This window comes from Streptomyces sp. NPDC054863, assembly GCF_053610825.1.
In genome coordinates this window covers 1-12,275 of the sequence record NZ_JBSGZD010000239.1, presented here as the reverse complement: position 1 = coordinate 12,275, position 12,275 = coordinate 1, and the positions used below count along the sequence as shown (strand labels likewise).

The window sequence follows — 12,275 nt, the reverse complement described above, 5'->3', positions numbered from 1 at the left end:
GTACAGGGGCCCGTCCCTCTCTGCGCACACGGCCCCACCCCTCGGCGCACAAGCCCCGCCCCCCCGGGCCCGTCCCTCGAACGCCACACCAGCCGCGAACCCCCGACGCTCCCGTGCCACGGTGGCCGTACCGCCGCCGTCGCAGAACCGGAGCCCCGTCATGGCACTGCTGCAGGACGAACCGCACGCCGCCCCTGCGGCGGGCCGGCTCGGAACGGAGCCACCCGCGCCCGCCCCGGACCCACCCGCACCAGGGACGCCGGACGACGACGCGCACGAGGCACATGGGACGCACGAGGCGCACGAGGCGCACCAGGCGCACCAGGCGCACCAGGCGCACCAGGCGCACCAGGCGCACCAGGCGCACCAGGGCCTGTCCCCCGACGCCGCCACGGACAGCGTTCCCCCCGCCGCCGACAGCCTCCCCCTGGCCCGCGCCCTGCTCGCCGCCCATCCCGTTGCCGACGGTCACAACGGGCTGGCCGGAGTGCTGCGTTCCGCACCCTGGTCGGACATAGAGCTCGGCGAGTCCACCCTGGACACCGACATTCCGCGGCTGCGTTCCGGCGGGGTCGGCGCACAGTTCTGGTCGCTGCACGCCCGGGGCCGGTGCGCGGTCACCGCCGCCCTGGAGCAGATCGACCAGGTCCGCGCCATGATCGGCGGCTATCCGGAGGCGCTGCGTCTCGCACTCGGCTCCGGCGAGGTGAGCGCCGCCCGCGCCTGCGGCCGGATCGCCTCACTGCTCGGCCCCGCCGGCGCCCCCGCGATCGGCGACTCCCTGGGCACGCTGCGCGCCCTGCACGCGCTGGGCGTCCGCAGCCTCACCCTCACCGGGACGGACTGGGCGTCGCCCGCAGGACTGACCCGGTTCGGCCAGGAAGTCGTACGCGAGATGAACCGCGTCGGCATGCTCGCCGACCTCAGCGGCGCGTCCCCCGGGACGATGCGCGCCGCCCTGACCCTCTCCCGGGCCCCGGTGATCCTCAGCCGCTCCGGCGCACACGCCCTCACCTGCCACCCCGGCAACGCCCCCGACGACGTCCTGGCCGCACTGCGCGGGAACGGCGGCCTGTGCATGGTGCCCTTCGCGGCGGACCGCACCGGCCCCGAGGTCCGCGACGTCGCCGACCACCTGGACCACGTCCGTGCCCTCGCGGGCCCCGGCTGCGTCGGCCTGTCCGGTACGTACGACACGGGCGCCGCCCACCAGGGCGCGCTGCGGGACGCCGCCGGCTACCCGTACCTGATCGCCGAACTCCTGGACCGCGGCTGGCCCGAGGCCGATCTGGCCCGCCTCACCTGGGAGAACCTCCAACGGGTGCTGCGCGACATGGAGTTCACCGCCCGCGCGGCCCAGCAGCGCCGGGGCCCTTCGACGGCCCGCATCGAGGACCTGGACGGCTAGAGGGCCGGGGGCCGGGGGCCGCGCGGCGGCAGCGACCGCGTCCCCCGCCACGCCCCCAGGCCGAGGAACACCAGCAGCAGCCCGGCCGAGCCCAGCACCACGACGAGGAAGACGACGGGCTGCCGTACGAAGACCACCGCGACGGCTCCGGCCAGGGGCGTCGCCCCGGCGGCGTACAGCCAGGGGGCAGCCGCACGATGCACGGTCCGCCACGACTCGTCGCTCTCCATGGACCGTGCGGTACGGATCCCGGCCAGGGCGTTGCGCCGCAGCCGCCCGGTGCTGCCGATCCGTCCGACGGCGAGAAGGCCGAGACCCATCAGTCCGAGCAGGACGGCGAGGACGAGGGACGCGCCTGCCGGGACCGCCTCCGGCACTCCGGTCGGCCGCATCGCTTCAGGCCTTCGGCCGGCCCATCGCCCGGAACGTCCAGCCCGCCTCGCGCCACTGCACCGGGTCCAGCGCGTTGCGCCCGTCCAGGATCAGCCGGCGTGCGACGGCCCCGCCGAGCTCCGCGGGGTCCAGCTCGCGGAACTCGCGCCATTCGGTGAGGTGCAGGACGACGTCCGCGCCGCGCACCGCGTCCAGGGCCGAGTCCGCGTACCCGAGGGTGGGGAAGACGCGGCGGGCGTTCACCATGCCCTTGGGGTCGTACACGGTCACCTGACCGCCCTGGAGGTGGATCTGCCCCGCGACGTTCAGCGCGGGCGAGTCCCGTACGTCGTCCGAGTCGGGCTTGAAGGTGGCACCGAGCACGGCGACCCTCTTGCCCAGGAAGCCGCCGCCCCCCAGCGCCTCCCTGGCCAGCTCGACCATGTGGCCGCGGCGGCGCATGTTGATGGAGTCGACCTCGCGGAGGAAGGTGAGCGCCTGGTCGGCGCCCAGCTCACCGGCGCGCGCCATGAAGGCCCGGATGTCCTTGGGCAGGCAGCCGCCGCCGAAGCCGATCCCCGCCCGCAGGAACTTCGACCCGATCCTCTCGTCGTACCCGATCGCCTCCGCCAGCTTCGCCACGTCACCGTCGGCGGCCTCGCAGACCTCGGCCATGGCATTGATGAACGAGATCTTCGTCGCCAGGAACGAGTTCGCGGCGGTCTTCACCAGTTCGGCGGTCGGGAAGTCCGTCACCACGAACGGCGAGCCCTCCGCGATCGGCGTCGCGTACACCTCGCGCAGCAGCTTCTCGGCCCGCTCGCTCTCCACGCCGGCCACGAGCCGGTCCGGGTGCAGGGTGTCCTGCACGGCGAAGCCCTCGCGCAGGAACTCCGGGTTCCACGCCAGCTCGACGCCCTCGGGGGCCTGCTCGGCGAGCAACTGCTTGAGCCGCTCCGCGGAGCCGACCGGCACGGTCGACTTGCCGACGACCAGCGCGTCGCTCTTCAGGTGCGGGGCCAGCGAGCCGAAGGCGCTGTTCACATAGCTCATGTCGCACGCGTACTCGCCGTGCTTCTGCGGGGTGTTCGTACAGACGAAGTGCACGTCGCCGAACGCCCCGACCTCCGCCCAGTCCATGGTGAAGCGCAGCCGCCCGGTCGACCCCGGCAGCCCCTCCACGTGCTTGCGCAGCAGCTCTTCGAGGCCCGGCTCGTACATCGGCACGCGCCCGGCGCTCAGCATCTCGATCTTCTCGGGCACGACGTCGAGCCCGAGCACCTCGAATCCCAGCTCCGCCATGGCCGCTGCGTGCGTGGCGCCGAGGTAGCCGGTGCCGATCACGGTGATCCTGAGGGCCATGTGGTGCTCCTAGAGGTACGGGCGGGACAACGCGCCCGAGCATATCGGGGCGCCCGTAAGGGGAGATTCAGCCCGCCTGACCCTGTCGGCAAACTCACGTATCCCTGAGCGCCGCACACCCCCTAAAATCAGGGTTACTGAGCAGGTTACTTAACGGTAGTTAGCACCTTTGGGAGTGAGTCACCTTGGCAGGTTCGCCCGACTTCGACCTGTACCGCACGTCCGAAGAGCACGACATGCTCCGCGAAACGGTGCGCGCGCTCGCCGAGGCGAAGATCGCCCCGCACGCCGCCGAGGTGGACGAGAACGCCCGCTTCCCCAAGGAGGCCCTGGACGCGCTCATCGCCTCCGACCTCCAGGCCGTACACGTCCCCGAGGCGTACGGCGGTGCCGGCGCCGACGCCCTCGCCACGGTGATCGTGATCGAAGAGGTCGCCCGCGTCTGCGCCTCCTCCTCCCTCATCCCCGCCGTCAACAAGCTCGGCTCCCTCCCCGTCATCCTCTCGGGTTCCGAGGAGCTCAAGAAGAAGTACCTGGCGCCGCTCGCCAAGGGCGACGCGATGTTCTCGTACTGCCTCTCCGAGCCGGACGCCGGCTCCGACGCAGCGGGCATGAAGACCCGCGCCGTCCGCGACGGCGACTTCTGGGTGCTCAACGGCGTGAAGCGCTGGATCACCAACGCGGGCGAGTCCGAGTACTACACGGTCATGGCCGTGACCGACCCGGAGAAGCGCTCGAAGGGCATCTCCGCCTTCGTCGTGGAGAAGTCCGACGAGGGCGTCTCCTTCGGCGCACCGGAGAAGAAGCTCGGCATCAAGGGCTCGCCGACCCGCGAGGTCTACCTCGACAACGTCCGCATCCCCGCCGACCGCATGATCGGCGACGAGGGCACCGGCTTCGCCACGGCGATGAAGACCCTCGACCACACCCGCGTCACCATCGCGGCCCAGGCAGTCGGCATCGCCCAGGGCGCCCTGGACTACGCCAAGGGTTACGTCCAGGAGCGCAAGCAGTTCGGCAAGCCGATCGGCGACTTCCAGGGCGTGCAGTTCATGCTCGCCGACATGGCGATGAAGCTGGAAGCGGCCCGCCAGCTGACGTACTCGGCTGCGGCGAGGTCCGAGCGCGTCTCCGCCGGCGGCGAGAAGGAGGACCTCACCTTCTTCGGCGCGGCGGCGAAGTGCTACGCGTCCGACGCGGCCATGGAGATCACCCTGGACGCGATCCAGCTCCTCGGCGGCTACGGCTACACGCGGGACTACCCGGTGGAGCGGATGATGCGGGACGCGAAGATCACGCAGCTGTACGAGGGTACGAACCAGATCCAGCGCATCGTGATGGCACGGAACCTGCCGAAGTAGCGGAGAAGCATGCGGAAGGGGGGGCGTCCCATGGGACGCCCCCCTTCTGCATGTGTCATGGCTGCATGCCTGTCCCTCAGCCGTCCAGTTGTTCCAGTGTCGCGTTCGACGGGGAGCGGTGCTGCTGGAGGTCGCGTGCGACGGATTCCGCGTCGCGCAGGACGCGGACCGCGTTGTGCCAGGTGAGTTTGGCGAGATCGGTCGTGGACCAGTTGCGGGAGATGAGCTCGGCGATCAGGTTCGGGTAGCCGGAGACGTCTTCCAGGCCCGCCGGGGTGAACGCCGTGCCGTCGTAGTCGCCGCCGATGCCGATGTGGTCGACGCCCGCGACCTCGCGCATGTGGTCGAGGTGGTCGGCGACGGTGGCAGCCGTGGCCATCGGGCGGGGGTTCTCGGACTCGTAGGCCCGCTGGACCTTCATGCCCTCGGCCGTGGTGTCGAGGTGGTGGAGGCCGTGGGCGCGCATGTTCTCGTCGGCGCGGGTCGTCCACTCGACGGCTCCCGGGAGGATGAACTTCGGCACGAAGGTCGCCATCGCCACGCCGCCGTTGGCGGGGAGGGCCGCCAGGACGTCGTCGGGGATGTTGCGCGGGTGGTCGCAGACCGCGCGGGAGGAGGAGTGCGAGAAGACGACCGGGGCCTCGGAGACGTCGAGCGCCGCGCGCATCGTCGTCGCGGCCACGTGCGAGAGGTCGACGAGCATGCCCATGCGGTTCATCTCGCGGACGACCTCGCGGCCGAAGGCGGACAGGCCGCCGACGGAGGGCTCGTCCGTGGCGCTGTCCGCCCACTGGGTGTTGTCGTTGTGGGTCAGGGTCATGTAGCGGACGCCGAGCTCGTGCAGCGCGCGCAGGGTGGCGAGGGAGTTGTTGATGGAGTGGCCGCCCTCGGCGCCCATCAGGGAGGCGATGCGGCCGTTCTCGCGGGCCGCTTCCATGTCGTCGGCCGTCAGCGCGCGGACCAGGTGGTCCGGGTAGCGGGCGATCAGCTGGCCGACGACGTCGACCTGTTCCAGGGTGGCGCTGACCGCCGAGTCCCCGGCGAGGTCGGTGCGGACGTAGACGGACCAGAACTGCGCGCCGACGCAGCCGGACCGGAGGCGGGCCAGGTCCGTGTGGAGGGTGCCGCGCTGGTCGGCGCCGATGTCGAGGCGGTCCAGGTCGTAGCGGACGTGCTCACGCAGCGCCCAGGGGAGGTCGTTGTGGCCGTCGACGACGGGGAAGTCGGCGAGGAGGGCCCGGGCCGCGGAGAGGTGGTCCATCTGATGCACGGTGCTCACTTTCCGAACTTGCCGAAGCCGAAGGAGTCGGCGGTTCCCATGGCCTTGGTGCGCAGCCGCTTGCCCTTCTCCGTGGCCTGCGCGTTCAGCTCCTGCTGGAACTCCTGCATGCGGGTCAGCAGCGCGGGGTCGTGGGCGGCCAGGATGCGGGCCGCGAGGAGGCCCGCGTTGCGGGCGCCCGCGACCGAGACCGTGGCGACGGGGACGCCCGCCGGCATCTGCACGATGGAGAGGAGGGAGTCCATGCCGTCGAGGTACTTGAGGGGGACGGGGACGCCGATGACGGGGAGCGGGGTGACGGAGGCGAGCATGCCCGGGAGGTGCGCCGCGCCGCCCGCGCCCGCGATGATCGTCTTCAGGCCGCGGCCCGCCGCTTCCTCTCCGTACGCGATCATCTCGTGCGGCATCCGGTGTGCGGAGACGACGTCGACCTCGTAGGGGATCTCGAACTCGGCGAGTGCGGTGGCGGCGGCCTCCATGACGGGCCAGTCGGAGTCCGAGCCCATGACGATGCCGACGAGGGGGGCGGGAGCAGTCATTCGGTGATCGTTCCTCGGAGGTAGCCGGCGGCGTGACGGGCGCGCTCCAGCACGTCGTCGAGGTCGTCGCCGTAGGTGTTGACGTGGCCGATCTTGCGGCCGGGCTTCACGTCCTTGCCGTACATGTGAATCTTGACCTGCGGGTCGTGGGCCATGACGTGCAGGTACGGCTTGTACATGTCGGGGTAGTCGCCGCCCAGGACGTTGCACATGACCGTCCAGCGCGACCTCGGGCGGGGGTCGCCCAGCGGGAGGTCGAGGACGGCGCGGACGTGGTTGGCGAACTGCGAGGTGATCGCACCGTCCTGCGTCCAGTGGCCGGAGTTGTGCGGGCGCATGGCGAGCTCGTTGACGAGGATGCCGGGATTGCCTTCGGCGTCCCTCGTCTCGAAGAGTTCGACGGCCAGGTGGCCCACGACGTCCAGCTCGACCGCGATGCGGATGGCGAGCTGCTGGGCCTCGCCGGAGAGCTCGGCGGACAGCTCGGGGGCCGGGGCGATCACCGTGTCGCACACGCCGTCGACCTGCTGCGACTCCACGACGGGGTACGCGACGGCCTGCCCGTGCGGGGAGCGCACGATGTTGGCGGCCAGTTCCCGTACGAACTCGACCTTCTCCTCCGCGAGGACCGGGACTCCGGCCAGGAAGGGGTCGTGGGCGTCGGCCTCGGTGCGTACGAACCACACGCCCTTGCCGTCGTACCCGCCGCGCACGGTCTTGAGGATGACGGGGTAGCCGTCGCCCTCCTCGGCGAAGGCGGTCACGTCCGCCGGACCGGTCACGATCCGGTGCCGGGGGCAGGGGGCGCCGATCTCCGTCAGCTTCGCGCGCATCACCCCCTTGTCCTGGGCGTGCACCAGCGCGTCGGGCCCGGGGCGGACGGGGATGCCGTCCGCTTCCAGGGCCTTCAGGTGTTCGGTCGGTACGTGTTCGTGATCGAAGGTGATCACGTCGCAGCCGCGCGCGAACGCACGGAGCGTGTCCAGGTCGCGATGGTCGCCGATGACGACCTCGCTCACCACCTGGGCCGCCGAGTCCTGAGGGGTGTCGCTGAGGAGCTTGAACTTGATGCCGAGGGGGATGCCCGCCTCGTGGGTCATTCGGGCGAGTTGACCGCCACCGACCATGCCGACTACCGGGAACGTCACTCTTCCAGGGTATCCGTAGGCACACACCACTCCGGACGAGCGGTCCTTCGTACGAACACACAAGGGTGCGTCGGCCCTGTGGCCGGACGGAGCACGTCTCCGCGTCGGGCCCCGGGGGTGATGGTTAGCATGGCTGGGTTGACGACATCAACCGAACGGGGTCGACGGACATCATGAGCGAGCCTGGCGGCACAGCGCTGCGGACCCGTGTGGAGCAGCTCGCGCGTGAAGTCGTCAAGTTCGGGGCCGTCGGCGGCCTGGGTCTTCTCGTCAACATGGCCGCGTTCAACCTGCTGCGGCACACCACCGACCTCCAGGTCGTACGGGCCAGCCTGATCGCCACCGTGATCGCGGTCCTCTTCAACTACGTCGGCTTCCGGTACTTCACCTACCGCGACCGCGACAAGAGCGGCCGGGCCAAGGAGCTGACGCTGTTCCTGCTGTTCAGCGTGGTGGGTGCGGTCATCGAGAACGGGCTGCTCTACGCGGCGACGTACGGCTTCGGCTGGAACACCCCGCTGCAGAGCAACATCTTCAAGGTCTTCGGGATCGGGGTGGCGACCCTGTTCCGCTTCTGGTCGTACCGGACGTGGGTGTTCCGGACGCTCCCCGCGAAGGAGGCGGTCGGGCAGGCCGAGAAGTTTCTGGAGGCGGAGGACGAGGGAGCCCCGGTAGAGGTGGAGCGGCCCACTCCCGCCGCGCCCCGCCTCACCTGACCGCCCCTCTCCCCCGGCTGCCTCCCCTGACCGCCGCCCTCCCCGGCCGCCTCACCTGATCGTCTTCCCGTTTCCTTCCCCGTCCCGCCTGCTGTCCGGCACGACCGTGCTGAGGAAGAGGGCGAAGACGGCGGGCTTCTGCTGGAGGAGTTCGAGGCGTCCGCCGTCCGCCTCCGCGAGGTCGCGGGCGACGGCGAGGCCGATGCCGGTGGAGTTCCGGCCGCTGATGGTCCGCTCGAAGATGCGCGCGCCGAGGTCGACGGGGACTCCGGGGCCCTCGTCGGTGACCTCGATGACGGCTTGGTTGCCGGTGACGCGGGAGCGCAGGGCGACGGTGCCGCCGCCGTGCATGAGGGAGTTCTCGATGAGTGCGGCGAGGACCTGGGCGACCGCGCCCGGGGTGCCGACGGCGCGCAGGTCCTTCTTTCCCGACCGTACGATCGCCCGCCCCGCGCTGCGGTAGGCCGGGCGCCACTCCTCGATCTGCTGCTTGATGACCTCGTCGAGGTCGAAGGCGACGGCGGAACCGGTGCGCGGGTCGCGGGAGTTGGTGAGCAGCCGTTCCACGACGTCCGTGAGGCGTTCGACCTGGGTGAGGGCGATCGTCGCCTCCTCCTTGACCGTGTCGAGGTCGTCGGTGAGCGTGATCTCCTCCAGCCGCATGGAGAGCGCCGTGAGGGGCGTACGCAGCTGGTGGGAGGCGTCGGCGGCCAGGCGGCGCTCGGCGGTGAGCATGCGGGCGATGCGTTCGGCGGAGGAGTCGAGGACGTCGGCGACCCGGTCGAGCTCGGGCACGGAGTACCGCTTGTGGCGGGGCCGGGGGTCACCCGAGCCGAGGCGTTCGGCGGTTTCGGCGAGGTCGGTGAGGGGGGAGGCCAGCCGGTTGGCCTGTCGTACGGCCAGGAGGACGGCGGCGACGACGGCCAGCAGGGCCACCGCCCCGATGATCAGCAGGGTGCGGCCGACCTCAAGGGTGACGGTGGAGCGGGACTCCTGCACCGTGACGGCCTCACCGCGCCCGCCGGTGGCGCGGCCCTCGATGACGCCGTCGGTGGGCGGGGTGCCGATCTCGATGGGAGAGCGGCCGGGGATCTCGATACGGGCGTACCGGTGGCCGGCGATCTGTTTGCCGAGTACCTCGCGGCTGAGGTCCCCGTCGCCGCCGAGCCGCCCTTCGACGACGCTCACCAGCCGCAGCGCCTCCGAGTCGACGGACTCCTGGGCGCTGTTGCTGATGGTGCGGGTCTCGACGATGACGAGGGAGACCCCGAAGACGGCGATGACGACGAGCACCACGGCGAGCGTGGAATTGATCAGACGGCGGCGCATGGCATCAAGAATGCACGTTCCCGGTGCGGGGATCGGCCGATGCCACCACCGGGGGCCGCATGTGCCTCAGCTCTTCTCGAAGCGGAAGCCGACGCCTCGTACGGTCGCGATGTAGCGGGGGTTCGCGGCGTCGTCGCCGAGCTTCTTGCGGAGCCAGGAGATGTGCATGTCGAGGGTCTTGGTCGACGACCACCAGGTGGTGTCCCAGACCTCGCGCATCAGCTGGTCGCGGGTGACGACCCGGCCCGCGTCGCGCACGAGCACCCGGAGCAGGTCGAACTCCTTGGCCGTGAGCTGGAGTTCCTCGTCGCCCATCCACGCGCGGTGCGACTCGACGTCGATCCGTACGCCGTGGGTGGCGGGCGGCGGGGTCGGCTCGGAGGAGCCGCGCCGCAGCAGGGCCCGGACCCGGGCGAGGAGTTCGGCGAGCCGGAACGGCTTGGTCACGTAGTCGTCGGCACCGGCGTCGAGCCCGACGACGGTGTCCACCTCGTCGGCGCGCGCGGTGAGCACCAGGATCGGTACGGCGTGGCCGTCGGCGCGCAGTCTCCGCGCGACCTCCAGGCCGTCCATGCCGGGCAGCCCCAGGTCGAGCACGACGAGGTCGATGCCCCCCTGGAGTCCGGCGTCGAGGGCGGTCGGTCCGTCCTCGCGGACCTCGACCTCGTAACCCTCCCGACGCAGTGCGCGGGCCAGTGGCTCCGAAATGGATGCGTCGTCCTCGGCGAGCAGTACACGGGTCATGGAGGGAATGTTAGTCGGCGTGACGGGCGGGCCGGGCGTGATCAACAAGTAGGGCGGAGGGCCTGCGAGTTAACTGCCCATTCCTGGGAAGGACCTTTGAATGTGTTGTGACGGTTCCACCCATACCTGTGATCCATCTCTCAAGTCCTTCCATATGCCGCACTGTCGTGTCGTAAGGTAGCGAGCACATAAGTTGCAGTATTCGGGGGCCTTTGGCAGGAATAACTGCTCAAGGTCTCCTTTTCTGTGCGGGCCGGTCATCACGCATCACCGGTTCCGACAGCAGTGAATGACCTATGGGCCGGGCCCCGCGCGCGACGATGCGTTCCGCGGGGCGTGGATCCTGGTGCGGTTCCCCGCACCGGTGCCGGCCGCCCCCCACCGGGCGCGTACCCCGTGTTCCACGCGGACGCGTCCCGAGCAAGCAAGGATCGACCCATGGCGTCCAGCCTGACGAAGGAAACCCCCGGGGCCCCCGCCGCCGGGGACAAGGCCTTCTTCGGCCACCCCCGCGGCCTGGCCATTCTCTTCATGACCGAGATGTGGGAGCGGTTCTCCTACTACGGCATGCGTGCCCTGCTCGTGATGTACCTGGTCTCCGGCGGCGCCGACGCGGCGACCGGCAGCCAGGGCGGCGGCCTCGCGATGACCGCGGCCACCGCCACGGCCATCTACTCCGTCTACGTGGCCATGGTCTACCTCATGGCCATGCCCGGCGGCTGGATCGGCGACCGTGTCTGGGGCGCCCGCAAGACCGTCCAGATCGCGAGCTTCGTCATCGTCGCCGGTCACCTCTCCCTGGCGCTGCCGGGACAGGTGATGTTCTTCGTCGGTCTGTGCCTGATCGCGGTCGGCTCCGGTCTGCTGAAGGCCAACATCTCCACGATGGTCGGCCACCTCTACACCGACCCGAAGGACGTCCGCCGCGACGGCGGCTTCACGATCTTCTACATGGGCATCAACCTCGGTGCCGTGTTCGCCCCCTTCGCCATCGGCATCCTCGGCGAGAAGGTCAACTGGCACCTCGGCTTCGGCCTGGCGGCGGTCGGCATGGCGATCGGCTCGGTCACCTTCCTGATCGGCTCCCGCGGTTTCAGCGAGAAGGACAACCAGGTCCCGAACCCGCTGTCGGAGACCGAGAAGCGCACCGTCCTCACCAAGGCGCTCGTGTGCGTCGCCGTGATCGCGGCCTTCTACCTCCTGGTCGGCCTCACCGACGTCTTCACGCTCACCAAGAACTGGGTGCTGGTCCCGATCATCCTGGCCGGTCTGCTGATCCCGATCGGGGTGCTGACCAAGATCAAGCGGGACAAGGACCTGTCCGGCGAAGAGCAGACCAAGATGACGGCGTTCATCTACTTCTTCGTGGCCGCCGCCGTCTTCTGGATGATCTTCGACCAGGGAGCGTCGACGCTGTCGCTGTTCGGTGACTCCAAGACCGAGCGCAACATCTTCGGCTGGGACATGCCGAACACCCTGTTCCAGGCCCTGAACCCGGGCTTCATCATGCTGCTCGCCCCGGTCGCCGCCGCCGTGTGGCTGGCGCTCGCCAAGCGCAACCGCGAGCCCAGCACGATCGTGAAGTTCTCCATCGCCCTGGCGGTGGCGGGTGCCTCGTTCTTCGTGTTCCTCATCCCGATGGGCCTGGCCACCGACGGCACGAAGGTCACCATGTGGTGGCTGGTGCTGATCTTCCTGATGCACACCGTGGCCGAGCTGTGCCTGTCCCCCGTGGGTCTGTCGCTGACCACGAAGATGGCGCCGGCGAAGTACGCCTCGCAGATGATGGGTGTCTTCTTCCTCGCGGTCACCGCGGGTGACAGCGTGACCGGCATGCTCGCCATCGCCGGGGTCGACCTCAACAGCACGGGCGTCGTCGCCTTCGAGGCCGCCGCGGCCGTCGTCGCGGGATTCCTGATCTACCTGTCCCGCAACAAGGTCCGTGGGCTGATGGGCGACGTGCGCTGACCGCACATTTCCCCGGCTCGCACGGAGGGCCGCCGCACCGATCCGGTGC

At 70.3% G+C, this 12,275-nt stretch carries 11 protein-coding genes; 4 read left to right on the top strand and 7 right to left on the bottom strand.

Translation table 11 applies throughout. From position 1 onward, the window contains the following. Positions 1-160 precede the first annotated feature (160 nt). Positions 161-1,408, top strand: coding sequence for a dipeptidase (locus tag ACWGIG_RS29900; protein WP_453324807.1), 1,248 nt, complete (start codon positions 161-163; stop codon positions 1,406-1,408). Here the strand turns inward: ACWGIG_RS29900 and ACWGIG_RS29895 are convergent. Both ACWGIG_RS29895 and ACWGIG_RS29890 read right to left on the bottom strand, forming a co-directional pair. After that, entirely contained in the window at positions 1,405-1,800 is a 396-nt protein-coding gene (locus ACWGIG_RS29895; RefSeq protein ID WP_453324806.1) for an SdpI family protein, read from the bottom strand. The genes ACWGIG_RS29900 and ACWGIG_RS29895 overlap by 4 nt on opposite strands. Before the next feature lie 4 nt (positions 1,801-1,804). Beyond that, positions 1,805-3,142 (bottom strand): UDP-glucose dehydrogenase family protein, encoded by a 1,338-nt coding sequence (locus ACWGIG_RS29890; protein WP_453324805.1) that lies wholly within the window; start codon positions 3,140-3,142, stop codon positions 1,805-1,807. 185 nt (positions 3,143-3,327) lie between these two features. Between ACWGIG_RS29890 and ACWGIG_RS29885 the strand changes: the two genes are divergently transcribed. Next, positions 3,328-4,503, top strand: a complete 1,176-nt coding sequence (locus tag ACWGIG_RS29885; RefSeq protein WP_453324804.1) for an acyl-CoA dehydrogenase — start codon at positions 3,328-3,330, stop codon at positions 4,501-4,503. A 76-nt stretch (positions 4,504-4,579) separates the two neighbouring features. Here the strand turns inward: ACWGIG_RS29885 and ACWGIG_RS29880 are convergent, their stop codons facing one another. From ACWGIG_RS29880 to ACWGIG_RS29870, 3 genes are read right to left on the bottom strand one after another with little or no spacing between them, the layout of a single operon-like run. Continuing rightward, positions 4,580-5,764, bottom strand: a complete 1,185-nt coding sequence (locus ACWGIG_RS29880; RefSeq protein ID WP_453324808.1) for a dipeptidase — start codon at positions 5,762-5,764, stop codon at positions 4,580-4,582. A 14-nt stretch (positions 5,765-5,778) separates the two neighbouring features. Then, complete coding sequence (gene purE / locus ACWGIG_RS29875) at positions 5,779-6,321, bottom strand: 5-(carboxyamino)imidazole ribonucleotide mutase (protein ID WP_453324803.1); 543 nt, start codon at positions 6,319-6,321, stop codon at positions 5,779-5,781. Next, positions 6,318-7,532: a 5-(carboxyamino)imidazole ribonucleotide synthase gene (locus tag ACWGIG_RS29870; RefSeq protein ID WP_453324802.1), complete on the bottom strand. Its 1,215-nt coding sequence runs from the start codon at positions 7,530-7,532 to the stop codon at positions 6,318-6,320. Before ACWGIG_RS29870 ends, purE begins: the two co-directional genes overlap by 4 nt. Positions 7,533-7,642: 110 nt before the next feature. Between ACWGIG_RS29870 and ACWGIG_RS29865 the strand changes: the two genes are divergently transcribed. After that, positions 7,643-8,185: a GtrA family protein gene (locus ACWGIG_RS29865; RefSeq protein WP_453324801.1), complete on the top strand. Its 543-nt coding sequence runs from the start codon at positions 7,643-7,645 to the stop codon at positions 8,183-8,185. Positions 8,186-8,236: 51 nt separating this feature from the next. Here the strand turns inward: ACWGIG_RS29865 and ACWGIG_RS29860 are convergent, their stop codons facing one another. Both ACWGIG_RS29860 and ACWGIG_RS29855 read right to left on the bottom strand, forming a co-directional pair. Then, a complete protein-coding gene (locus tag ACWGIG_RS29860) occupies positions 8,237-9,514 on the bottom strand; it encodes an ATP-binding protein (RefSeq protein ID WP_453324800.1) in 1,278 nt (425 codons plus the stop codon). A gap of 66 nt (positions 9,515-9,580) precedes the next feature. After that, positions 9,581-10,258: a response regulator transcription factor gene (locus ACWGIG_RS29855; protein WP_453324799.1), complete on the bottom strand. Its 678-nt coding sequence runs from the start codon at positions 10,256-10,258 to the stop codon at positions 9,581-9,583. A gap of 438 nt (positions 10,259-10,696) precedes the next feature. Between ACWGIG_RS29855 and ACWGIG_RS29850 the strand changes: the two genes are divergently transcribed. After that, positions 10,697-12,226: a peptide MFS transporter gene (locus ACWGIG_RS29850; RefSeq protein ID WP_453324798.1), complete on the top strand. Its 1,530-nt coding sequence runs from the start codon at positions 10,697-10,699 to the stop codon at positions 12,224-12,226. The last annotated feature ends 49 nt before the right edge of the window (positions 12,227-12,275 follow it).

Excerpts from the sequence above, each read along its gene's own strand:
- ACWGIG_RS29900 (WP_453324807.1), top strand. The coding sequence starts at position 161 with ATGGCACTGCTGCAGGACGAACCGCACGCCGCCCCTGCGGCGGGCCGG.
- ACWGIG_RS29895 (WP_453324806.1), bottom strand. The coding sequence starts at position 1,800 with ATGCGGCCGACCGGAGTGCCGGAGGCGGTCCCGGCAGGCGCGTCCCTC.
- ACWGIG_RS29890 (WP_453324805.1), bottom strand. The coding sequence starts at position 3,142 with ATGGCCCTCAGGATCACCGTGATCGGCACCGGCTACCTCGGCGCCACG.
- ACWGIG_RS29880 (WP_453324808.1), bottom strand. The coding sequence starts at position 5,764 with ATGGACCACCTCTCCGCGGCCCGGGCCCTCCTCGCCGACTTCCCCGTC.
- purE (WP_453324803.1), bottom strand. The coding sequence starts at position 6,321 with ATGACTGCTCCCGCCCCCCTCGTCGGCATCGTCATGGGCTCGGACTCC.
- ACWGIG_RS29865 (WP_453324801.1), top strand. The coding sequence starts at position 7,643 with ATGAGCGAGCCTGGCGGCACAGCGCTGCGGACCCGTGTGGAGCAGCTC.
- ACWGIG_RS29860 (WP_453324800.1), bottom strand. The coding sequence starts at position 9,514 with ATGCGCCGCCGTCTGATCAATTCCACGCTCGCCGTGGTGCTCGTCGTC.
- ACWGIG_RS29855 (WP_453324799.1), bottom strand. The coding sequence starts at position 10,258 with ATGACCCGTGTACTGCTCGCCGAGGACGACGCATCCATTTCGGAGCCA.
- ACWGIG_RS29850 (WP_453324798.1), top strand. The coding sequence starts at position 10,697 with ATGGCGTCCAGCCTGACGAAGGAAACCCCCGGGGCCCCCGCCGCCGGG.